Annotated in this window: 23 protein-coding genes and 1 tRNA gene; 1 reads left to right on the forward strand and 23 read right to left on the reverse strand. The window is 43.4% G+C overall.

Going from position 1 to position 23,584, the window contains the following annotated elements; translation table 11 throughout:
• Positions 1–27 precede the first annotated feature (27 nt).
• The 3 genes from ACZ5C4_RS16500 to ACZ5C4_RS16510 form a co-directional block, all read right to left on the reverse strand.
• Positions 28–309: a hypothetical protein gene (locus tag ACZ5C4_RS16500; protein WP_464521930.1), complete on the reverse strand. Its 282-nt coding sequence runs from the start codon at positions 307–309 to the stop codon at positions 28–30.
• Between the two features lie 271 nt (positions 310–580).
• Positions 581–1,486 (reverse strand): AraC family transcriptional regulator, encoded by a 906-nt coding sequence (locus ACZ5C4_RS16505; RefSeq protein WP_464521931.1) that lies wholly within the window; start codon positions 1,484–1,486, stop codon positions 581–583.
• A gap of 45 nt (positions 1,487–1,531) precedes the next feature.
• Positions 1,532–2,410 (reverse strand): AraC family transcriptional regulator, encoded by an 879-nt coding sequence (locus tag ACZ5C4_RS16510; protein WP_464522366.1) that lies wholly within the window; start codon positions 2,408–2,410, stop codon positions 1,532–1,534.
• A 264-nt stretch (positions 2,411–2,674) separates the two neighbouring features.
• Between ACZ5C4_RS16510 and ACZ5C4_RS16515 the strand changes: the two genes are divergently transcribed.
• Positions 2,675–4,168 carry a UDP-glucose--hexose-1-phosphate uridylyltransferase gene (locus ACZ5C4_RS16515; RefSeq protein ID WP_464521932.1) on the forward strand — a complete coding sequence of 498 codons (1,494 nt, stop codon included), beginning with the start codon at positions 2,675–2,677 and terminating at the stop codon, positions 4,166–4,168.
• Between the two features lie 14 nt (positions 4,169–4,182).
• Here ACZ5C4_RS16515 and ACZ5C4_RS16520 read toward each other — a convergent pair whose 3' ends face one another.
• From ACZ5C4_RS16520 to ACZ5C4_RS16615, 20 genes are all read right to left on the reverse strand, one after another.
• Positions 4,183–4,821 carry an ABC transporter ATP-binding protein gene (locus ACZ5C4_RS16520; RefSeq protein WP_464521933.1) on the reverse strand — a complete coding sequence of 213 codons (639 nt, stop codon included), beginning with the start codon at positions 4,819–4,821 and terminating at the stop codon, positions 4,183–4,185.
• Positions 4,811–5,737 (reverse strand): ABC transporter ATP-binding protein, encoded by a 927-nt coding sequence (locus ACZ5C4_RS16525; protein WP_464521934.1) that lies wholly within the window; start codon positions 5,735–5,737, stop codon positions 4,811–4,813. The genes ACZ5C4_RS16520 and ACZ5C4_RS16525 overlap by 11 nt, the downstream gene beginning before the upstream one ends.
• A gap of 16 nt (positions 5,738–5,753) precedes the next feature.
• Positions 5,754–6,575 carry an ABC transporter permease gene (locus tag ACZ5C4_RS16530; RefSeq protein ID WP_464521935.1) on the reverse strand — a complete coding sequence of 274 codons (822 nt, stop codon included), beginning with the start codon at positions 6,573–6,575 and terminating at the stop codon, positions 5,754–5,756.
• Complete coding sequence (locus tag ACZ5C4_RS16535) at positions 6,572–7,561, reverse strand: ABC transporter permease (protein ID WP_464521936.1); 990 nt, start codon at positions 7,559–7,561, stop codon at positions 6,572–6,574. Before ACZ5C4_RS16535 ends, ACZ5C4_RS16530 begins: the two co-directional genes overlap by 4 nt.
• Positions 7,562–7,573: 12 nt before the next feature.
• On the reverse strand, positions 7,574–9,220 hold the full coding sequence (locus ACZ5C4_RS16540) for an ABC transporter substrate-binding protein (RefSeq protein WP_464521937.1): 1,647 nt from the start codon (positions 9,218–9,220) through the stop codon (positions 7,574–7,576).
• Between the two features lie 99 nt (positions 9,221–9,319).
• The gene (locus ACZ5C4_RS16545) at positions 9,320–10,348 is read right to left on the reverse strand and encodes a sensor histidine kinase (protein WP_464521938.1); all 1,029 of its coding nucleotides are present in this window, start codon (positions 10,346–10,348) and stop codon (positions 9,320–9,322) included.
• Complete coding sequence (locus tag ACZ5C4_RS16550) at positions 10,332–11,021, reverse strand: response regulator transcription factor (protein WP_464521939.1); 690 nt, start codon at positions 11,019–11,021, stop codon at positions 10,332–10,334. Before ACZ5C4_RS16550 ends, ACZ5C4_RS16545 begins: the two co-directional genes overlap by 17 nt.
• A 76-nt stretch (positions 11,022–11,097) precedes the next feature.
• On the reverse strand, positions 11,098–13,611 hold the full coding sequence (locus ACZ5C4_RS16555; RefSeq protein ID WP_464521940.1) for an ABC transporter permease: 2,514 nt from the start codon (positions 13,609–13,611) through the stop codon (positions 11,098–11,100).
• The gene (locus ACZ5C4_RS16560; RefSeq protein WP_464521941.1) at positions 13,611–14,285 is read right to left on the reverse strand and encodes an ABC transporter ATP-binding protein; all 675 of its coding nucleotides are present in this window, start codon (positions 14,283–14,285) and stop codon (positions 13,611–13,613) included. Before ACZ5C4_RS16560 ends, ACZ5C4_RS16555 begins: the two co-directional genes overlap by 1 nt.
• A gap of 319 nt (positions 14,286–14,604) precedes the next feature.
• Positions 14,605–14,690, reverse strand: a tRNA-Ser gene (locus ACZ5C4_RS16565).
• 50 nt (positions 14,691–14,740) lie between these two features.
• Positions 14,741–15,445 carry a 2-C-methyl-D-erythritol 4-phosphate cytidylyltransferase gene (gene ispD / locus ACZ5C4_RS16570; protein WP_464521942.1) on the reverse strand — a complete coding sequence of 235 codons (705 nt, stop codon included), beginning with the start codon at positions 15,443–15,445 and terminating at the stop codon, positions 14,741–14,743.
• 23 nt (positions 15,446–15,468) lie between these two features.
• Entirely contained in the window at positions 15,469–16,509 is a 1,041-nt protein-coding gene (tsaD, locus tag ACZ5C4_RS16575) for a tRNA (adenosine(37)-N6)-threonylcarbamoyltransferase complex transferase subunit TsaD (protein WP_464521943.1), read from the reverse strand.
• Between the two features lie 68 nt (positions 16,510–16,577).
• On the reverse strand, positions 16,578–17,483 hold the full coding sequence (locus tag ACZ5C4_RS16580; protein ID WP_186876761.1) for a ribonuclease Z: 906 nt from the start codon (positions 17,481–17,483) through the stop codon (positions 16,578–16,580).
• 1 nt (position 17,484) lies between these two features.
• The gene (locus ACZ5C4_RS16585) at positions 17,485–17,718 is read right to left on the reverse strand and encodes a hypothetical protein (protein ID WP_464521944.1); all 234 of its coding nucleotides are present in this window, start codon (positions 17,716–17,718) and stop codon (positions 17,485–17,487) included.
• Positions 17,719–17,837: 119 nt separating this feature from the next.
• Positions 17,838–19,025, reverse strand: coding sequence for a tRNA (adenosine(37)-N6)-threonylcarbamoyltransferase complex dimerization subunit type 1 TsaB (tsaB, locus tag ACZ5C4_RS16590; protein WP_464521945.1), 1,188 nt, complete (start codon positions 19,023–19,025; stop codon positions 17,838–17,840).
• A 72-nt stretch (positions 19,026–19,097) separates the two neighbouring features.
• Entirely contained in the window at positions 19,098–19,526 is a 429-nt protein-coding gene (tsaE, locus tag ACZ5C4_RS16595) for a tRNA (adenosine(37)-N6)-threonylcarbamoyltransferase complex ATPase subunit type 1 TsaE (RefSeq protein ID WP_464521946.1), read from the reverse strand.
• A gap of 133 nt (positions 19,527–19,659) precedes the next feature.
• Positions 19,660–20,838, reverse strand: a complete 1,179-nt coding sequence (locus ACZ5C4_RS16600; RefSeq protein WP_464521947.1) for a phosphoribosylaminoimidazolecarboxamide formyltransferase — start codon at positions 20,836–20,838, stop codon at positions 19,660–19,662.
• A 15-nt stretch (positions 20,839–20,853) separates the two neighbouring features.
• The gene (locus ACZ5C4_RS16605; RefSeq protein WP_464521948.1) at positions 20,854–21,579 is read right to left on the reverse strand and encodes an IMP cyclohydrolase; all 726 of its coding nucleotides are present in this window, start codon (positions 21,577–21,579) and stop codon (positions 20,854–20,856) included.
• A gap of 78 nt (positions 21,580–21,657) precedes the next feature.
• Positions 21,658–22,983: a hemolysin family protein gene (locus tag ACZ5C4_RS16610; RefSeq protein ID WP_464521949.1), complete on the reverse strand. Its 1,326-nt coding sequence runs from the start codon at positions 22,981–22,983 to the stop codon at positions 21,658–21,660.
• Between the two features lie 73 nt (positions 22,984–23,056).
• Complete coding sequence (locus ACZ5C4_RS16615; protein ID WP_464521950.1) at positions 23,057–23,545, reverse strand: CarD family transcriptional regulator; 489 nt, start codon at positions 23,543–23,545, stop codon at positions 23,057–23,059.
• Positions 23,546–23,584 lie beyond the last annotated feature (39 nt).

A 23,584-nucleotide genomic window follows, 5' to 3' on the forward strand; every position in this document is an offset into this window, starting at 1 on the left:
GCATTATTATCCTTCTTAATATTTACTTTATGCGATCTTTCCATAGTCTCTTCTTTGGCACCCTCTCCCTTCCAACAGTCCTGTCTGGTATAAATATGTCTCTATCGCCGTTGCTTCTTCTTCATTATATTTTGTAAGAACCAGATTCATCTTATCGACAGGACAATGTGACATAATATCCAGCAAGCAGTACATATCTGCATAATAGTCCTCTGTCTTTACATAGCCACGGATATGAAATTTTACTGTGAGATTTGCAAAATTTCTAAAATCATTTACAGTTTTTAAATGCACAACATAATTTAACATACTTATTTCCTCCTTAAATATAATTGGTTATTCCTTTTATATTTACCGGTAAATCACTTTTTATCTTACTTGTATTATAGGAAGAAACAGAGATAAAAGAAACCGGAATAAAGACAAATTATAGCAAAATACAGTCTTTCTTCCGGTTTTCTTTTTGTGTGCCAATCTCCATATACCGACAGTATAATTAGTGAACTTAGCTCTAATTTACCATTCTGGCACTATCCTCTTTTTCAAAATTATAGCAAAATACAGACAATGCATTATAAAATCAAGCATTCTTCTTTCCTCTTCGGTATTCCATAGGCGTACAGCCCATACTCTCATGGAACACTTTGCCAAAATAACTGTTTGAACTAAAACCACAGTTTTCACTGATAGTAATAATATTGTCCCCTGTCTGTAAAAGCATCTGTGCCGCCATATATATCCTATAAGAATTTAAATAGTTTACTGGGGAGTTATCAATGCAATACTGAAAACATCTGGTACATTCTCTTGCACTGATACTGGCAGAAGCTGCTATATCCTCCAGCGTGATTTTCTCTCCGTAATGCGTATGAATATACTGCATCATAAGCTTTACCCGTTCCACATCCGTATTATTCTTTGGAATACTTAAGGAGCGCACCTCCTCCGTTGCTTTAAGAAGCATACACCAGAATCTTCCCATCTCTGCTCTAAGCTCTAATTCATAACCGAACGACTCTTCTCTAGATAGCTCAATCATCTTTAAAATTTTTTCAGTCATACAGATATTTTCATAACTATCCGGATGTATCGGAAAGGTCTGAAGCGCTTGGTTGTTCATGATCGGCAGTATATATTTTTCTTCTATTGCATTGTGATACATTCCTGACAGGAAATGTGGTTCAAATAAATGTGCAAATATTTCGCAATTACCTTCCACCCTTGTCCGATATGCATGCATTACACCAGAATTAATAAATACCGCATCCCCTTTTCGCAACGTAAACTCTGCATCCGCAGTACGAAATTCTAGTTCTCCATTTGCAATATAGTTTATTTCAAAAGCAGAATGCCAGTGCCAGGGGAATGTCCCGTCTCCATACCTGCTCATTTCTCTGTACATACAGACATACGGAAGGGCAGATTTATCCATAGGCAGTATCTCCCTGCTGTCACTGCCTGCCTGGAAATTTGAAACTATCAGCATACAGACACCCCCTTTATCTTCTGTTGTTTCACAAATACTGCTCTTCTATGCACCACTGTCTTCGTTCCTGTCCCCAAATGATTTATTGGTTCCTTTCTTAAGTCTTCTGTAAACAGACGGACTTACCTTTCTATATTTTTTAAAAACTTTAGAAAAGTAAAGATTGTTGTCAAAACCTACCGAATAAGCGATTGTAGAAATGGACAGTTCCGTTTCCCTCAAAAGATCACATGCTTTTTCTATCCTATATTCAGACAAATACTCTTTCGGTGCCTTTCCTGTATACAACTTGAAAGAACGGAACAGATGGCTTCGGCTTATTCCAACATATGCCGCTACATCCTCTACAGTTATTGAATAGGAATAGTTCTTTTCAATATACTTCTGGGCTTGCTCCACATACAACATTTGTACATCCTTTGTTCTCTCTTTATCATCATAATATCTTATAAATACAGACAACAAACTATACAGTGCTCCCGTCATCGCGACAGCTGCTTCATACGTATTTCCTTTTATATCATAAATTTTTTCAAGGCATTTTCGAAGCTCCTTGTTTGGCATTTGCCCGTTCAAGATATAAGGCTTCTCTCTGGCAAACTCTGTATTGCGGATTATCTCTCCCGCTTCTGTCCCCATGAACCCCACCCATGCATATTCCCATGGTTCTGCTTTATCTGCATAATAACGCACCTCTTCTCCTGGATACAGAATGAACGTATCCCCTTTTTGTAGATGCCAGGCCGTTCCTCTCGCAAAATAATAACCGTGCCCTGACAAAATATGATGAATACAATAATGATCTCTTATCCCAGGCCCCCACTGATATTCTGGTTCGCATTTCTGATATCCGACATTATAAACTGAAAGCGCATTCAACCTGGGTTCTCCCATTTTGTATGAATGTTTATATGTACCTGTCATCATGCCGCCTCCCTGCCCTCTATTATAGCGTTTCGAGAATCTATAAACAACATTTTTACATAATATTGCACGTATTTTTTATATGCATCTGTCGGTTCCCGCATTATCATTAAAAAAAGAGCTTCACCTGCAAAAGACTTACGCCCCTCCCACACATATACATTCTATCCCTTATCGGGCAAAGCCTATCCTCTCGAAGGGAATGTATTGCGGTGCGCTCTTTAAAGTATAGTTTTTAGAACATACAAAAGGAGGTACATTGCCATGTTTTATGACGCAGTAAAAAAATTAGTTCAGTATGGAATTGACACGGGTTTGACACCCCGTACGGAAAGAATTTATACAACCAATCGGATTCTCTTTCTTTTCAAAGAAGAAAACTACGAGGATACTCCTTGCACTCTAAATAACATTTCTCTAGAAGATATACTTAAGCAACTGCTTGACGAGGCTGTTCAAAGAGGACTGCTCGAAGATACATTCGCTTGCCGTGATTCGTTTGCCTCTAAGCTCATGGACTGTCTGCTGCCCCGCCCTGCGCAGATTCAGGAGAAGTTCTGGCATATATATCAGCATTCTCCCGCAGCGGCGACAAAGTATTATTATAATTTAAGCCAGAACAGCAACTATATCCAGCGTTCTCGTATCAAGCTAGATCAAAAATGGAGTGTAGAAACCCAATACGGGTCTCTGGATATAACCATCAATCTTTCTAAACCGGAAAAGGATCCTAAAGCCATTGCCGCCGCTGGGAAAAAGCTCCCCTCCTCCTATCCCAAATGTCTGCTTTGTCCAGAAAATGAAGGGTATACCGGCAGGAGTTATTATCCTGCACGTGACAACCTCCGTATTATCCCCCTTACACTTAATCAAGAGGAATGGGCATTCCAGTACTCTCCTTATGTTTATTACAATGAGCATTGTATTGTATTCAATCAAAAACATCTTCCTATGAAAATAGACGCATCTACTTTTGAAAAATTATTTGCTTTTGTCCGCATGTTTCCTCATTATTTTCTTGGTTCTAATGCAGAACTGCCCATTATAGGAGGCTCTATCTTAAGCCATGAACATTTCCAGGGCGGAAACTATACATTTGCTATGGCAAAAGCACCTATTACCTTCTCTTTTACAGTACCTGGATATGAAGAAGTACAAGCAGGCATTGTAAAGTGGCCACTTTCCGTTATTCGCCTTTGTAGTATGAAAACAAAAAAGCTTATCGCCCTTGCCACACATATTCTGGAAAAATGGCGCTGTTATTCAGATGAAAAAGTAGGCATTTTCGCTGTAACAGACGGCATCCTACACAATACTATTACTCCTATTGCACGAAAAAATGGAAATTTATATGAACTCGATCTCGTGCTGCGAAATAATATCACAACGGAAAAATATCCGTACGGTGTATTCCACCCTCACACAGATCTCCACCATATTAAGAAGGAAAATATCGGCCTGATTGAAGTTATGGGGCTTGCCGTCCTTCCGGGCCGCCTAAAGACAGAGATGGACTTGCTAAAGGAAGCAATTCTAAACCAAAGTAATATATACAATAATCCGGTTATCGCCAAGCATGCTGCTTGGGCCTGGCAGTTTCTTCCTTTATATCAGAATATTACAGATTCAAATATTACATATATTTTACAGCAAGAAATCGGAAAGGTCTTCTGCCGCGCGCTGGAAGATGCCGGTGTATACAAACACACTCCACAGGGAAAAAAGGCATTTCTCCGTTTTATAGATGCCCTCCACTGATCTGCGGTGCAGGATTACCCCGCACCGTTTCCATTTTCCCCTATATGATTTATCTCTTTGAGATTGATAATCCTGGTGCATACCTTCTTTGCCAACTCTGCATTATGCGTTACCATCAAAAGTCCCAGATGGCGCTCTTTTACCTCTTTTAACATCAGATTCCAAATCTGCGCTTGCGTAATTACATCCAGCATCGTGCTCATTTCATCTGCAAAAAGGAAATGTGTTCCCTGGAACAGAGAACGCGCCACGCAAAACCTCTGTAATTCTCCTCCGGAAAGTTCCCGCGGGTATCGGTTCAGCCAATCCCTTTCTATTCCCAGTGCCTCCATTACTTCTTCCCGAAACATACCGGATTCCTCTAATACCTTTTTCATCTTCCATCTGGGATTAATCGCCTTCTCTGGATGCTGATAAATAAGCTGTACCGGAGAAATCCCCTTTTTCGGCAGAGGCCGCCCATCCAATCGCACACTTCCCTCCTGTGGCTCTAAATATCCCGATAAAATCCGTATCAACGTACTTTTCCCATAGCCACTGGGGCCCACCAGGCCTACTCGCTCTCCCTCCTCTATGGATATACTTACATCTTTTAGAATCCAAGGCATTTTTTCATGGTAGCGAAAGCTTATATTTTTTCCTTCAATCTGCATGAATACACCTCACATATCCTCCCCGCACCTCTGTCATAGGTATTTCGTTCTCACATTCTTTTGTCTTAAGAGGACACCTGGGAGAGAACAGACAGCCCTTAGGCAAATATTTTGCATAAGGCTGAAAGCCAGGAATAGGCTTAAAGCCATTTTGCGGTAAAGCCTCCCAAAGCGCCTTAGAATATGGGTGTCTAAGGGCTTCTTTTCCTTTTAAAAAATCTGCTGCTTTCGCTGTTTCCACTGTTGTTCCGGCATAAAATACAGAGATCCTGTCTGCAATGTGAAATGCCAAATCAATGTCATGGGTAATTAAAACCACCGCTTTCCCTGCGTCTGCCAATTCCCTGAAAATCTGCAATGCTTCCAATGCCATTTCTAAATCCAGCCCAGGGGTAGGCTCATCCGCAATAATCAGCTGCGCCCCGCTTAGCACCGCGGTTGCAACCAGAACCCTCCTCGCCATTCCTCCGGAAAGCTGAAAAGGATATAGTCTCTCTGTTTCTTCCTTTAAATGAAGTCTTTTAAAAATTTCCTTCTGTGCTTTTATTATCTGCCGGTTCGGTTTTGTTCCCCGCACCTGCGCCCCTATCGTCATCAGTGGATCTAAATAGGACACTGACTGGGGAACCAACGCCATCTCTGTCCCGCGTAGCGCTTCTTTGTCTTTCTGGGACAACACTTTTCCTTTATAGAAAACCTCTCCCGTCATAACCGCATTTTCCGGCAACAGTCCCATAACCGCGTGAGCAAACAGACTTTTCCCGCTTCCACTGGATCCTGCAATGGCAACGATTTCCCCTGGCCGCACATCCAGCGTCAAGTTAGAAATGACCTTTAAATCATATTGCTCCAGCCCGCCATCATACATATGGAAAGATACTGACAAATCTTTTACCGATAAAATGGCTTCTTTCATTTTCTGTATCCTCCTTTTACTCATGTGCACTGTATGGATCCATAATCTTCTTTAGATTTTCTCCCAGCCTGTCAAACAGCAATACAATGATTACCAGCATAAGCCCGGGGAAAAAGGCAAGCCACCACATTCCTGCAGACAGATACTGCATAGATTCAGACAAAATAATTCCGATAGCCGGCTGTTCCGGCGGAAGTCCAAAGCCCAGGAACGTTAAACTTGATTCATGCATAATCGCATGAGGAAACATAAGAATCAATCCGATCAAGAACTGTGGAACCATATGCGGTAAAATATGATGCACTGTAATCCACCTGCTGGAATGTCCCAGCTTTCTGGATACCTCAATATACTGTTGGGATCGGATTTGCAGCACCTCACTCCGGATAATACGCGCAAGTCCTGTCCAATGTGTAATGGCAACACCGATTAGTACCCCCTTTAATCCTTTTCCACAGGCAAAGGAAATTAAAATCAACAGCACAGTATGTGGAATCCCCATCACCAAATCAATCATCCAATTCACAAAATGGTCCAGCCAGGACACTCCTGACGCCGCTGCACCCCCTACAATAAGGGCAATTACAGCGCTGACTGTAGAAGCTACTGTTCCAACGATCATACTTACGGAAAGCCCCTTTATCGTTCGCGCCAACATATCTCTCCCTAACATATCCGTCCCAAAGGGGTGTTCCCAGGAGGGTTTCAAGCCTTTTTGCGAAAAATCTGCCGCAATGAAATCATCACTGATGAAAAGTCCCGCGAGATACACCGCCGCTAATACAGCAAAAATAGCCCCGACAAACACAATCATTTTCGTTCTCCGGTTGAGATTCATTTTATGTATCCCTCCCTTATCTGCGGATCTACAATACCATAAATTATATTTGCAAGCATATTTCCTACAAAAACAAACAACGTACTAAATAGCGTAATTCCTAAAAGCAAAGGCACATCCAAATACATTCCTGCCGCTGAAACCGCTGCTCCTAATCCTGGATATGAAAATATATTTTCTGCTAACACTGACCCGCCAAACAATTCGCTAAAGGAGCCAAACTGCATCGTTACTGCGGGAAGCAGAATATTGCGCAGTCCATGTCGTTTTAACACACTCCACCTCGACTCTCCTCTTGCTTTCGCAAACAATACATAGTCGCTCTCTAACACATCCACCAGCTTTTCTCTCGTATGGAGCGCCACATTCGCAAAGGATAGAAAGCTCAGTGTTAAAGCTGGCAGCACGAGATGATGTATTCTCTGTAAAATAGTTACCTCGTCTGCCGGAACCCCTTTTGGTACACTCATCCCAAATGGAAACCACCCCAGCATGACGGAAAATACCATAAGGAACACTATCCCAATCCAAAACGTGGGAATAGAACACATCACGAAACATATCTTCTTCAGAATCTTGTCCATCCATCTTCCGTTAAACAGACCCATAACACAACCTATGGCAAACCCTAATACACCAGAAAATATCCATGCTGTCATCATAAGCGCTAACGACGCTCCAAATTTTTCCACAATAATATCCAGTACCGGACGTCTGTATAAAAGAGACACCCCAAAGTCTCCATGCAGCACGGAACCTGCCCAGGCAAAAAAACGTTCCACAGGCGGATCGTTTAATCCCCAGTATTCTGCAATCTTCGCCCTCTGCTCCACACTGACATTCGGCACAGCCCCTACATATTGCTGTACCGGATCTACCGGCGACAGGCTGACGAGTACAAAGCTAATCACACTGACTGCGATCAGCAAAGTTATCATACGGAACAAATATTTTCCTGTGCATTTCAGATAGTATTTCTTTTTCATAAAAGTTTCTCTCTATGCCTCCCAAGTCCACTCCGCAAGGTTTGCAATCAGCGGCCACGCCTGCCCATGTGCATGGATTCTCTGTTTTCCAATATCCAAACCGTCTTTGACAAAATACAAATGTGTCATATTTACATAGAATGCCCAGGGAGCTTCACCTTTCATAGATGTCCCCGTCTCTCCGTCCCACTGTGCTTTCTGCCACCATTCATAAGAATCCTCAATGGAAATGGAATTCATTGCTGCATCCAGATATGCGTCGGTCTTTTCACTCGTATAAAATTCTGGATTATAAAAATCCGTCTTTCCTGCATTGCTGCTGTGATACAGCATATAAGAAGTCATGGGACTGTCAGAACCCCATCCCATAATCATAGGTTCGGAAAACATTCTTTTCACCGTATCATCCGCACTCACACCCTCTACAGTAATATCAAACCCCATATTCTCTTTCGCCTGATTTGCCACAGACATAGCGACTGCTTGCCGCATAGAATCTCCTGCGAAATACATCAGATGAAACGCAAGCTCCTCACCATTCTTTTCACGGATCCCGTCTCCATCTGTATCTATCCAACCGGATTCTTCCAGAAGTGCGACGGCATAGTCAATATCTGTCTCAATCACACACGCTTCATTCCACCAAGGCATACCGTCACATTCCGAATAAGCCGGAGCCGCATATCCATTCAACGCTTCTGTAATAATCTTCTCCCGATCAATCCCATAACTTAGGGCCTTTCTCACATTTACATCACAGGTAATATTATTTCCTATTTTATACCCATCCTCTGTTACCTTTCCTGTATCTGGTACAGTGGGAAGCGTAATTCCTCGGTTATCTACGGACTCTACCTCCTCTACATGCATGCCTTCGATCTCTGTTGTTGCAAGAGTCGCAGAAGTCAGCGCAATGTCAACCTCTCCAGCCTGTGCTGCCACAAGCCTTACATCCTCTTCCTCCTGGATCAGAACGATCGCCCGTTCTATTTGCGGCTGTTCTCCATAATACTCCTCGTTTGCTTCCAAAATAAACTGCTGGCCTTTATCCCACTGCACCAGTTTATAAGGGCCGGAGCCAACCACCTGATCTGCTTCCAGACCAAACTGGTCGCTGTATACACTTTCCGGCACAATTCCTAATTGAGCGATTGTATAGATAAAGGTTACACAAGGCTTGGAAAGTTTAAATTCCACTGTAGTATCATCCACCGCCGTACAGCTTTCCAGCATCGTTAAATCCATATACGTCGCCTTTTCCTTTGTCGTATTAAAAGTAAACGCAACATCCGACGCCTTTAATGGCTCCCCGTTTGTAAACTTTACATCATCACGAATTTTAAAAGTCCAGACAAGCGCATCCTCGCTTACTGTATACGCGACAGCCAAATCATTTTCCAGTTGATTCTCTCCATTTACCTTCACCAAATTTGAATACAGCGGTGAACCTGTATAGCCGAAGCCCGTACAAGGATCAAAAGAGTCTCCTTCACTGGTAAATCCAATCGTCACTTCTGAGGCCGCCTCGTTCCCTGCGCTTTTTCCTGCTTCTTCCTTCTGTGCCAAAGAAGTGCCGGAATCACTGGAACCACTGCATCCGGTAATCGTAAGCGCCGCCGCGCAAAGCAAAACAAGTGCTGCTTTCCTTCTATTTTTCATACTATCCTCCTGATAAGACACGCTTGTTTTCATTTTCACAATAAGTATACCGGATAAAATGATTGCCTGTAAGCCCGCCAGGGGGATAATCTTTCGCCCTTACTTCTCCATTCTCAAAAAGAGGCTGAATATGTTCCCTGTTTCCTTTTTGCTCTCTACTTTCAGATAGCCTCCCTGTCCCGTAATAATTTCACGCGCCAGATATAGCCCAAGTCCCACTCCATCTTTTATAAGTGCTGCGTTTTTTCCGCGGTAAAATCGCTGGAATATTTTCGTATAATCCTCTTTGGGTATGACTGTTCCATAGTTTGTCACATCAATTCTGGCGAATAAATCATATGCTTCCATATGAATCTGAACGGGCATATTTTTCTGTCCGTACTTCACCGCATTATCCAAAATATTAAAAAGTGCTTCTTCCGTCCATCTTCTGTCATATACCGCCTCTATATCCTGTGCTCCGGATAAGCAGATTTCATTTCCCTGCATTTTTGCCTTCAAAGATATTTGGTCGACAGCCGAAAGCACCATATTAAGGATTGGCTGCTTCTTTGGTTCCAGCTTTCTGATATCTGATTCCAGTCTGACTGTCTTTGTAAACCCTTCTGCAAACCACCCCAGCTTTTCTACCTGCGAATCAATCACCCTGCATATCTGGGTCTTTTCTTTATCAGAAAGAGTATCCTGAGTAAGAAAGCTGCAGTACATCTGAATATTTGTAAGAGGAGTATTTACCTGATGGACAAGATCTGCCACCAATTCGCTTATCTCTTCATGCGCTTTTCTCTCCCTGTCTTTCGCACTGTTTAAAATATAATACAGTTTTTCAATCTGTGTCTGGAACTTTCCAAGAAGGGATTCCTCTGTTGCCGAAAATTCCTTCACAGGTGTTCCGTCTATCATACTTTGGATACAGTTGTCGACTTTTCCCAAAACTTGATTTATATTCCTGGAGATTCTCCAATAAGCGCCGGCAAAAATAACCAAATTCCACACTCCGTATAACGCTATCAAAACCAACGATACACCTGCTTTAAATCCAATTAATAAAAATACAAGCAGGGATATGCACCATATCCCTGCCGTAATACACATTGTAAGTCTTATTTCTTTACTGCTGCTCTGCATTTTTGTCACTCCATTTATACCCGATTCCGAAAACAGTCAATATCCATTCCGGATTTCTTTTATCGTTCTCAATTTTATCACGAAGCCTGGAAATATTCACGCTCAAAGTATTTTTATCCACAAAATTCCCGTCAATATCCCATATCTTTTCCAGCAATGTCTCCCATGTCAAAACTTGATTGCGATTCTGTATCAAAATTTCTAAAATTTTTGATTCTGTCCGGCTAAGCGAGACTTCCTTATCCTTTTTAAACAAAATCTTTTTCTCAAAATCATAGAGAAGATCTCCCGCACTATATCTGCCATCATTTCTTACAGAGCTTCTTTTCAGTAGCGCCTTCAGTCTCCTGGTCAAAAGAGGAATAGAAAACGGCTTTGTCACATAATCATCTGCACCGGCATCAAATCCTTTTATCATATCTTTTTCTGTATTACGCGCAGTCAAAAATATCACTGGGATTTCTGTTGTTTTCCTTAGTACCTCCAGGTACTCTCTACTGTCTCCATCCGGAAGTGTCACATCCAAAAGAATCGCATCCGCCTTTATTCTGTACATTGACTTTAATTCCTCCAGTCTGCCCGCTGCCTCTGTCATATACCCTTCCTTTTTTAAAGCGTATTTAAGCCCCTGCCGCAAAACAGCGTCGTCCTCTACGATAAGAATCCGGTACATTCCCTTAAACCTCCCCATATTCCAGATTTTCCACAATTTCTTCGTTTCTGCAAGCATTGCCGTCTTTTACAGACATCTATTCCGCCTCTCGCAGTCGTTCCACCACAGTCTTCTTATTTAATACTCTTGTCAATATACATGCTACCGCAATACTCAATATGACTCCTGCTGCCGCCACCATACATAGCGCCGCAGTATACAATTCCGGAACAAATCCTGTAGACAAAGGATACTGAGATACTGCCTTCGTCACAATCAAGCCCGCCGGCACGATCAAAATCATACTCATTAATATCATTTTGATTCCCTCCAGGAAAATATTCGTAATCATCTGGTATTTTGTCATACCAATAGACTGAAGGGCCGCAAATTCAAGCTTCCGCGACAATACATTTGTAACCAGCGTATTTACAATATTTGCCATACCTATAAATCCAATAACAATCCCCACAAATATCCCGATACACACCTTCTGATTCTTCTGTACCTCTTCACTTAAGCGTGTTTCATATTTCGAGCTGACTCTAATTTGAGAATTCAGGCTTTGCGCCGTTATATCTTCCAGTGCCTCTTGATATTTACTTTCCTCCTTGCCTGATGTATTTATCAGCACACTGCTCACCATTTTTTCGGCCTGTTCACCATAAATATCCAGAAAGCTCGTATCCGGCAGAATAATCTGGACTCCGGCCCTTATCTCTCCCGCATAGTCATCCGGCTTTGTTCCTACAATCGCCAGTACAGTAAATGTCTTGTCTATATAAGTATTTTTCTCATAGTCATAGAAAGAAAGCGTAATCTCTTCTCCCGCCTTTAGTGCATCAAACGCAAAATCCTCTCCCGCAAAATTCGCATAATAGGGCTGATAAATCAAATAATTTCCTTCCGCAAATTTTTCTGTATCCAGATCACCGTCATATACCTGTAAGTGCTTCCCTTCCATTTCTAACGCGGAAACTTCCATCCCCAGAATTCCCGTCTGATAATTGCCCGTCTCTTTTATCTCCTTCTTTTGCTCTTCTCCTCCTGGCAGACCGGTTGAATGAAATTCTCTCTCTGCCACTCTTTTAAAGTCTCCGTCATACTTAATTGCCCCCATAGATTCTTCATAGAACCCATACAATGGTTTCTGTTCCAAATCAACAGCCCGATAAAAAGTATAACTCTCTTCCGCAAAATCTAGATTCTCGATCTTTTTCACCATTTCCATGTCCACTGGCTCATACGGATCGTCCATAAGCTGTCCTGCATGGTACTGATATACTTTAAAATCTGCCTCATTCATCCGTTCTGCCATCCATTCTGTGTCATATCCTACAAGCGCCGTATAAAGAGCGCAGAATAAAATACCGCTTAACGTAAATGAAAGAACTGCAAAAACCGTTTTTTTCTTTCCCGTTGTACGAAATCTTGCTGCTTCAACCGGAGTTACCCTCGCCCCTAATGCTAACGCTTTCCGGCTGCTTAGCCATACTGTAACCATAGAAAACAGAGCTGAAACCAACGCTGCATACACCAGGGAAAGCCCCGCCTCGTAGTATCTGGAAAAACTGTAGTCAGCTCCTTTCAAAAGACGAATTACTAAAAGGTTTAGTCCTGTACCTGCCAGAATACCGGCACAGATTCCCAAAACTCCCAGCCTTCTTACCTGCCAGCCTAACATTGTATGAATCTGTTTTCCTGTCATTCCTATCGTTTTCATACTTCCCATAAAACGAATATCATTTACAACCGAGATATAGAAAATATTGTAAATCAAAATATATCCATATGCAATCAAAAGCAGGATAAGCGCTGCTCCACCCAAAAACAACATCGTATAATCTTGTGTCGTAACAAGGCATGTTCCATTTCCACCCACCGCTTCGTTTAAACCATTCAGCTTCTCACTCACTTCCGAAGACGGGGTCTGCGCTGTCACGCCTTCTAATTTCGTATATATGGTACCCTCATCCCCTAATTCCGGATTATAAATATCAGGAAATTCTTCTACTGTGTAAAGTTCTTCATAGTCTTCAATCGCTTCCAGCGGATTATCATAAAATCCACTGATTGTCACTTCGACAGGCTTTTGTACGCGCTCTCCTCCTTCCTGTACAATCAGGTTCAGCGTCATCTTCTGCCCCGGCGTCATATCTCTTCCTATCTTTTTTGCCAGTGTATCTGACATCAGAATTTCATGCTCATTTTTAGGATACGTTCCATTTATCAGTTCCACATAATGATGCTGATAATATCCATTGCTAACCGCAAGAAACTTTACTGTATTTCCCGCAAATTCTTTATTTTTAGGAGTCCCTTTCATACACAGCCTTGCAATGTCCGCCCATTCTACCTCTGGTTGTTTTTCTATTTTCTCAAGCACTCCCCTGTTTCCATAAATACCCGCGCCATTGGTTCCCGGAGCCGGATTCATCTGTGCCTCTGTCATCAGAGCTTTTACCGTACTGACACCTGCTCCGCACACGACTGTAATCAGAATCGCTGTGAGGGCAATCGCCAGGCATGCCATAATGTTCCGCAGACGGTGCACTTTCATTGTCCCACGTGCAATTTCTCTTACCATCTCTTTGTTGGAGTTTTCATACATTACTGCTCACCTCCAACAATTCTGCCGTCTTCTATGTGAATGATCCGATCCGCAAGCTGTGCGATCTCCTCATTATGTGTGATCATTATAATTGTCTGATGAAACTCCCTGCTTGTCATTTTCAAAAGTCCCATAACTTCCTGACTTGTTTTGGAGTCCAGATTTCCAGTCGGCTCGTCCGCAAGTATAATCGCCGGCTTTGCAGAAAGCGCCCGCGCAATTGCCACTCGCTGCTGCTGCCCGCCTGAAAGTTGATTAGGATAAGATTTCAATTTCTTTTCAATACCAAGCATAGATGTAATTCTCCGGATATACTTCTCATCCACCTTATTTCCATCCAGCTTCACCGGCATCACGATATTTTTATACGTATTTAAAACGGTCACTAAATTATAATTTTGAAAAATAAAACCTATTTTGCGGCGTCTAAATATCGTCAGCTCATCTGGTTTCATCCCGGAAATATCCTGTCCGTCTATAATAATTTTCCCCTTATCTGGTATATCCAGTCCCCCGATCAAGTTCAATATGGTAGTTTTTCCAGAACCGCTTGTTCCAACAATCGCAACAAACTCGCCTGCTTCCACAGAAAAGCTGATGTGATTCACCGCTTTTACAAGACTCTCTCCCTTTCCGTAAAATTTCACAAGATCTTTTGCCTCTAATATTTTCATCTGATCCTCTCCTTACCTTGTTTTTCAAGTCAGCCTTGATGATTCTATTAAAGCAGACAGTTCTTACAAACTTCTTACAAATTTTAACTTTTTAAGAACAAAGTGGGCAAGCCCACTTCAACTCCCCTGCCCCTCAATCTTGAGGGACTTGTCCACTTTGCGCGCCGCCGCGATACCGCAAAGCGGTAAAATTTCCTTATTGCGGCGTGCGCATCCCGCCCGGAGGGCTTTTTATATAATAGGAAATTTATCAAAATTTCCTATTATATAAAAAAAGTGATAAACCTCTTATATAGGCTTATCACTCTTTTATCTCTAACGGAGAGGGTGGGATTCGAACCCACGCGCCCTTGCGGACAAACGGTTTTCAAGACCGCCTCGTTATGACCACTTCGATACCTCTCCATGCGACGTGAATTATTCTACCATAATCATTATCCACGTGTCAAGGGATGTCAGGAAAAATATTTTTGCACAAAAACTTCCGCCACCTCTAAATCTTCTGGAGTCGTAATCTTAATGTTTTCATAGGAACCGTAAACGAACTGAATTGGATGGTTCAGCATCTGTTCTACCACCATTGCATCATCTGTCACTTCAATATGTGCCTGGCGCATCAACATGGCATAGGCTCCCCTTAACAACTCTGTATCAAATACCTGGGGTGTCTGTACCATCCATAACGACTCTCGTTTCGGTGTCTCTTTCACAAATCCATTTTCATCTGCAATCTTAATCGTATCTTTCACAGGCATACCCACTACACACGCCTTACCGACACACACCGCTTCATACGCACGCGCTATCATGTCCTTATCTACAAAAGGGCGCGCCCCGTCATGCACGAATACATACCCGTCTTTTTGCATCCTGCGAAGTCCATTCCACACAGAATGATACCGTTCTGTTCCTCCTGCCAGAATCGCTTTTACCTTACTTATTCCATATTTCTCTACGATCTCTTCTTTACAATACTGTTCTTCTCCCTCTCCTGTAACGAGAATTATCTCATCTATCAAAGGAGAAGCTTCAAATGTATGCAGGGAATAATATAGAACCGGCCGCCCGCCAAGCAGTAGATACTGTTTATGTACTTCTGTTCCCATCCGCCTGCCCTGGCCTGCTGCAAGCACAATCGCAGTACAATACTTCTTTTCCATAAAACGTTTTCCTCTTTTCCTTTTTACGTGTGTCGCCCACGTTCTCCCAATTTTAGATTTGGAACCGCGTTTAAGTCCCAGCCATGTCTTGTTCCGGCAAGATACTCATAGTATGCCGCTGCTCCAATCATAGCAGCATTGTCCGTACACAAAACAGGAGAGGGATAGTAGAATTGAATTCCTCTTTCTTTGCATGCCGCTTCCATACCTGCACGAAGCGCGCTGTTAGACGCCACTCCGCCTGCAATCGCAAATTTATAGATTCCAAATTCCTCCGCCGCACACATTGCTTTCTCTACGAGCACGTCTACCACTGCTTTTTGGAACGATGCGGCAATATCTGCCGGATCATAGGTTTCTCCCTTCATCTTACATCCATTGATATAATTTAACACAGCGGATTTCAAACCACTAAAGCTGAAATCGTAAGGGGCGTCCTCCATATGTGCTTTTGGAAACCGGACTGCTTCTGGATTCCCTTCTTTCGCCAGGCGGTCAATCTTTGGCCCTCCCGGGTATCCCAGCCCGATCGCGCGCGCCACCTTGTCATATGCTTCCCCCGCCGCGTCATCTCTGGTTCTTCCCAATATCTCATATACACCATAGTCCTTTACGCGGACAAGGTGCGTATGCCCGCCAGATACTACCAGGCAGAAGAACGGCGGTTCCAACTCTGGATGCTCAATATAATTTGCAGAAATGTGTCCTTCTATATGGTGCACTCCAACCAATGGCAGATTTCTCGCATAGGCGATCGCCTTTGCCTCTGCTACGCCTACTAAGAGCGCGCCTACAAGCCCCGGGCCATAGGTCACGCCTATTACGTCAATATCATCCAGCGTTACGTGCGCTTCTTTTAGCGCCTCTTCAATCACCTGGTTAATTTTTTCAATGTGTTTTCTTGAGGCGATTTCCGGCACAACCCCGCCATATAATTTATGCAGGTCTATCTGTGATGAAATGACATTGGAAAGCACTTCCCTACCATTGTGTACGACGGCTGCCGCTGTCTCATCACAAGAGCTTTCCACTGCCAGCACATTAATATCTTTAATTTCTTTCATAAAAGCCTCTTTTCCTTCTCTGCCAAGTTTTAAGTACGTTTGTAAATTTTATTCTCCTGCTGCCTTCGTCAAGAAAATTGCAATTCCACCGACATTCTGTCTCTGCCGGCTCTGGCTCTTGGAAAAATTTTCTTTACTTCTTCCATATATTCTTCAGGGCGGGTCAAAGACGGGCTGTAGTGTGTCAGCCACATTTCTCCCACGTCAGCCTCCTTTGCGATCTGCGCCGCCTCATAGAACGTCATATGTTTATATTCTACTGCTTTCGCTGCCTTGTCCTTCTCCGCGTACATACCCTCACAGATAAACAAATCCGCCCCTTTTGCATTTTCACAGATAGAGTTCGTCGGACGTGTGTCTGTCGTATAGGTCAATTTAATACCCCGCCGCGGCGGGCCAAGCACCATATCCGGCGTCAAACGGCCGTTTTCTGTCTCAACGGTCTCTCCCTTCTGCAAAATACTCCAGTATTTCTGTGGAATCTTTTGTTCCTTTGCCCGTTCCAGATCAAACTTTCCTGCACGGTCAATTTCCAATGTATATCCATAGCAGACTACATTATGATTCACACGAAATGCCTTTAATCTGTATCCATTTATTTCAAATGTCTGCTCTGCTCCTTCAATCTCCCTGAAAAGAATAGGAAACGGCAGCTCCGGCGCTATCACACGCAATGCCTTCACTACCCGTTCAAGACCTTTAGGGCCGATCAGCGTCAGGGGTTCCCTGCGGTCTGCATTCCCCATTGTAAGAAGCAGTCCCGGAAGTCCGCTGATATGATCGCCATGAAAATGCGTAAAACAGATCACGTCGATCGGCTTGAAGCTCCAGCCCTTTTCTTTGATCGCAATCTGCGTCCCCTCTCCACAGTCAATCAAAAGACTGCTCCCATTGTATCTCGTCATCAGCGCTGTCAACCAGCGGTAGGGAAGCGGCATCATTCCACCGCTTCCAAGCAAACATACATCTAACATACTATCCTTTTGTTTCCACCGGTATTCGAAAGTCACGGATCATCTCGTCGTAACAGTCCTCACATAGATCAAATGTGTGTCTCTCTCCATCTTTCTCGGAAAAATATCCCCATGTATAGTCTACACAGAATACGCCTTCTTCCGCCCTTTCGTTTACTACCGGAATCTCCTTCCCACATTTATTACAAATGATTTTTTTCACTTCTTTTGTTTCTTTCAATTGATACTGGCGCATACAATCTCCTCCTGTGCAAAACAGTTTTTCTACTTGCTACGCCTACATTATAACGGTACTTTGTCTGATTTCCAACTGGGAAGTGCTTCCTTACACTGCCCGTTATTTCCAGGTCTTTTTTACCAATACATAATCTCTTTGCTCATCAGCACAGCATCCTCAGATGGTTTTTCATAAAAACATTTCCGTTCCCCATCCAGGGCAAACCCCTGTGACGTATAAAACGCCCGCGCTGTCTGATTGCTCTGTCTTACATCGAGCATCAGCTTTCCTATTCTCCGCGACTTACAGATACGCTCCAGCTCTTTCATCATCTGGCGCGCTATCCCCTGTCTTTGGTTTTCCCGCGCTACAGCAATCTTGGCAATCTCTCCTTCGCCTGCCACAAAATATACAAACAAGTAACCGATCAGCTTTTCTGCCTTCTCGGCGGCAAGACAGATGGTATTTGGATTTTTCACTGTCTCCAGTATTCCTTTTTCACTCCAGCCGTCCGAAAATAACTGCCGTTCCATTTCGGATACCGCTGCGGCGTCCTCTTCTTTTAATTCTCTTATCACTAATTTCGCATTCTTTTCCCTTAAAGCCCGTTCTCTCTCCGCCTGGGATACCCGCAGATACTCCGGTTTATGTTCCGCCGCAGACTCATATCTACCGGCTTTGTAGTACACAATCCCCAGGGCGCCAAGTGCCGCCGCCCGCTGTCTGTTCATATAAGAGGGAGCAAAGGAATACGGCACCTTCAGCGACTCTTTAAAGCAGGCACTGTAGACCGGCACGCCGTCTCCTAAAAATACCACAGGGCGTCCGTATCTGTTCAGCCGCGTTATCAGTTCCTCTACAGAAACTGCCATCTGCATTTTCATAACTTGAAAAACAGGCTTTATTAAGTTTTCTCCTTCCGTTTCCCCCGCCTTTTTGGAAAATGTATACATGCCTGTATAAACCTGGTTTCTTCTGGCATCCATAATCGGACAGATGATGTCGCTGTATCCATATACATTGTAGGCAAGCGCATCTACAGTCGGCACAGAAATCACTGGTTTTTCTAAGGCCAGTCCTAACCCTTTCGCCGTCGCGGAGCCAATCCGAAGTCCAGTAAAAGAGCCTGGCCCTCCTGCTACTGCTACCGCGTCAATCTCCTTTAGGTTAAGCTCTACCATTTTTACGATTTCACTTATCATTGGCAGCAATGTCTGCGAATGTGTTTTCTTATAATTGACTGTATACTCCGCAATCGTCTGCATCTCGTCTACAATAGCGACCGTCGCTGTCAGACCGGAGCTGTCAATCGCCAATACTTTCATGGATTCCTCTCCTTTTCGTTTTACAAGGTAAAACGGGGTCAGTATCTGCCTGACCCCTTCATCTCTCTGCCTTTACTGTACCTCTTCGATTGTGATTCTTCTGTATTCAAAGCCCTGCTCCAGAGCCTTTTCAATTACAATCTCTGTACGGGGCACAGGCAGTATTTCCTCTATCAGGTTTGCCCATTCAATGAAAGACACGCCGTCTCCCAGGATGTACTCCTCGAATCCAACCTCGTCCATCTCTTCTATATCCCCGATACGGTAGACGTCAAAATGATAAAATGGAAGCCTGCCATCTTCATAAACCTGTACAATCGTAAAGGTAGGACTGTTCACCGGCTCTTTAATTCCAAGCCCTCTTGCAAATCCTTGTGTTAAGACTGTTTTCCCCACCCCCAGATCTCCGGTCAGGGTAAAGACCTGTCCGGCCCGCGCCTTTTCTCCCAGACGCCGGCCAACCGAAAATGTTTCTTCAGGGCTTCTTGTCTCTATGATCATCTTTTCTCTCCCTTTGTCTGTCTCTTGTTATGGGGCTATTGTCCAAGCCAAAAGGGGCAAATACTATACCCTGAAGGGCATACCGTAATTCATTCCCTTCGGAACGGCGGGCTTCGCCCGATAAGGTATACCTTTAATGATGGAACAGACGGATTCCCGTAAATGCCATTACCATCTGATACTTATTGCACGCAGCGATCACATGATCATCTCTGACAGAGCCGCCGGGCTGTGCGATATATTTTACGCCGCTTTTGTGTGCCCGTTCAATATTGTCGCCAAATGGGAAGAATGCGTCCGATCCAAGTGCAACATCTGTCATTTTATCAAGCCATGCTCTCTTTTCTTCTCTTGTAAATATTTCCGGCTTTTCTTCAAATGTCTTTTCCCATACGCCGTCTGCAAGGACGTCCATGTATTCCTCTCCGATATACAAATCAATCGCATTATCTCTGTCAGCACGTCCGATTCCTTCCTTGAATTTCAGTCCAAGTACCTGCGGGCTTTGTCTGAGCCACCAGTTGTCCGCCTTCTGTCCGGCAAGACGCGTACAGTGGATTCTTGACTGCTGTCCGGCTCCGATTCCGATTGCCTGTCCGCCTTTTACATAACATACGGAATTTGACTGGGTATATTTTAAAGTAATCATTGCAATCGCAAGGTCAATCTTTGCCGCGTCCGGAATTTCTTTTTTCTCCGTCACCACATCAGAAAAGAAATCCTTATCAATATGCAGCTCGTTTCTACCCTGTTCAAAGGTAATGCCGAATACTTCCTTATGTTCCAAGACCGCCGGCACATAATCTGCATCTATCTGAATGATATTGTAGTTTCCTTTTTTCTTCTGTTTAAGCAGTGCAAGCGCCTCCGGTTCATACCCCGGCGCAATCACACCGTCAGACACTTCTCTTTTTATCAATCTTGCCGTATCTGTATCGCAAACATCGGACAGGGCGATAAAATCTCCAAAGGACGACATTCTGTCAGCTCCCCGCGCCCTTGCATAAGCACAGGCAAGAGGAGAGATCTCTCCTAGGTCATCCACCCAGTAAATCTTCGCAAGTGTATCTGTCAACGGCAGCCCCACCGCTGCTCCCGCCGGAGACACATGTTTAAAAGAGGTCGCCGCAGGAAGCCCCGTTGCTTTCTTTAATTCACTGACAAGCTGCCATCCATTGAACGCATCCAGAAAATTAATGTAGCCAGGACGTCCGCCAAGCACCTGGATCGGCAGGTCACTTCCATCCTGCATGTAGATTCTGGACGGTTTCTGGTTCGGGTTGCATCCGTATTTTAATTCTAATTCTTTCATGATCTCAAGCGCTCCTTATTTATTTTTATTTACGTTTTTATTTACGATTCTTGTCTCATGTTTTCCGGTCTCAATCTCAATATACCGTACAAACAAAGACACCTTATTCTCTTCATTTAAGCTGTTCCACAAAAGCTGTGTAAATGTATCTATGTCGTCTGATACAGCCACCAGCTTCGGTTCCCCCTCAAAGCTTGGCAGGGGATCTCCGTCACATTTATATGTGTGAATAAAATGCCCTTCTCCTGCCGCCGGATTTTCATAAGCAAAGGTATATCTGTTACAGCTTTTTGGATCTCCGTTATTACTTTTTAAAATAGACATTGCATAATTGTATTTTCCATTCTCAATATGCAGGATCCCAGATATACGCGGTGTATAGTTCGGAGCATCCGGTTCAAATTCGCGGGTGCGCAGTGTCTGTTCAAAGGTGAGCTGCTTGTCCATGCCTTCGTAGATCGTATCTGTCTGATCCCCATTCGTCACAATGGTTTTATTTCCTAAAACCCGCACAGGAGCATAGATAATCAAGCTTGGATCCGTCAGCTTCGATTCATCATACGCCTGCGTGCGGATTCCCTCTCCTTCTTCTACAAAAATGCGGTTCCTGCTGTTTACGCTGCGTCCCATGATAAAATAAGCGGCAACGGCCTTTTTTCCGTCTGTGGTTCTGCCGATGATGATTCCCCTTCCAGGGTAAGAATTGTTTCGAAGCTCCTGCTCGATTGATAACATTTCCATACTTATGATTCTCCTTTGATTCTCTAACAGTCTACCTGAATATTATACCTTTGCAGGCCCGCAAGTTCAATATGAATTCTATTTCTTTTGCGCTTCTTGGATAGAAAGAAGTACCTTGCTGATTCGGTTGTCTTTGACCTGTTCGACTGTAAACAGTAAATTCCCTTCTTCTACCACTGCTTTATCCTCTTTTCCCGGAATATATCCCAGGCGTTCGATCAGATAACCTGACAGGGTATCATAATTTTCTGTTTCCAGTTTCAGTTCTAGCTCTTCGTTTACGTCTTCTATCAACACACTTCCGTCCAAACGATAGGTATTCTCTTTCAGACGTTCAATCTCTGGTTCTACCTCTTCGTACTCTTCATTGATGTCACCCATAATTTCTTCCACCAGGTCTTCCACCGTCACAATTCCAGAGAACCCTCCATACTCATCTACCAGTACTGCCATATGACGCCTTGATTCCTGCATCTGCCTAAATAACTCCGCCGCTTCCTTTGTCTCCGGTACAAAGAATGGCTTATGCAGCATGCCGCGGATATCCATCTTTTCTATTCCTCTTTTACGCATTTCAATCATAACATCCTTCACATGCAGGATTCCGATGATATTATCAATATTTTCTTCATACACTGGTATTCTGGAATGTCTCGACTCCAGAATTTCATCCAGCATATTGTCAAACGGTTCTTCTATATCTAATGTATATACATCCCTCCTGGGAACCATAATCTCCTTTGCCGTCCTGTCATCAAATGCAAAAACAGAATCTATCATCTCGCGCTCCTCGTCATCAAACGTTCCTGTTTCACTTCCCATTTTCAGAAGCGCCTTGATTTCTTCCTCTGTCACTGCCTCTTCCTGATCTTCTGTTTTCATCCGTAACATTCTAAGAACAACCTTTGTCGATACAGACAGCAGCTTAATAAATGGAGACAATACAATCGATATATAATGTATCGGCATGACTGTCAACATACAGAAGCCTTCTGCTCTCTGCAAAGCAATTCTTTTGGGTACCAGCTCTCCCAAAACCAGATTAAAGAACATCAGAATCAATGTCAGTCCATTGCGCGCAATCCCGGCGCTGTATGGAATTTGATAATTTTCAAGCCATCCGGCAACATACGGGGCAAGTCCCGCCGCCGCAGAAGCACTGGAATAAAATCCAGCAAATGTAATCGCAACCTGAATCGTTGACAAAAACTTCGTCGAATCATCAAACAGGCTTTCAATGACTTTTGCCTTCTTATTTCCTTCCGAGGCAAGCGCCCGTATCCGGTTCTTATTTACCGATACGACTGCCATCTCCGCACCGGCAAAGTACGCATTCATTAATGTAAAAAACACCAGTAACAATAAAGTAGAAATACATGAATTTCCCGCAGGGTCTGCATCCATAAAAAATAACTCCTCCTAAAATGTTTTTAGAAGGAGTATACCATGTACCTGCATTTTTCGCAAGAAATAGATTTCATTTTTCTTTTCTCTGTCCTCTGATAAATTCTGGTATTTCATTTTTTGGAATTCCAAGTGAAAACGCAAACTCACTGTAAAGCGCGTGCTCTAAAAGCACCTGGTATTTTTTATCCATACTTGTGATACTGCCGCGGCTCTTTGTCCTTTTGTATAATGTCTTGAGCACTCTCACCCAGTTCTCCGGCTGATATCCGGAAATACAGTTCTTATATTCCTGCTCCCTCAGCTTTTCATTCTTGATCCCAAGTGTCTCTATATCGTCCAGTTTTCTAATCAATTCCAGCGCCTCTTCTCTGCTGACCGGCTTTCGGATATTTCTCTCATCGTCCGTAGGTATATACGCCTTGTCCCGCGCATTTTCTATAGACTGTAAGGTATAATACCTTTTCTTTCTGTCTGCAAACGAAAAGTTTAACGTCCCAATATCCGCTACTTTATAGACTCCTCTGCATTTATACACAACTGCGTCTCCAGATTTAAGCATATTAGTCCTCCTTTCTATGTTTTACTATTATTTTTAGTA

This window comes from Mediterraneibacter flintii (assembly GCF_055387595.1).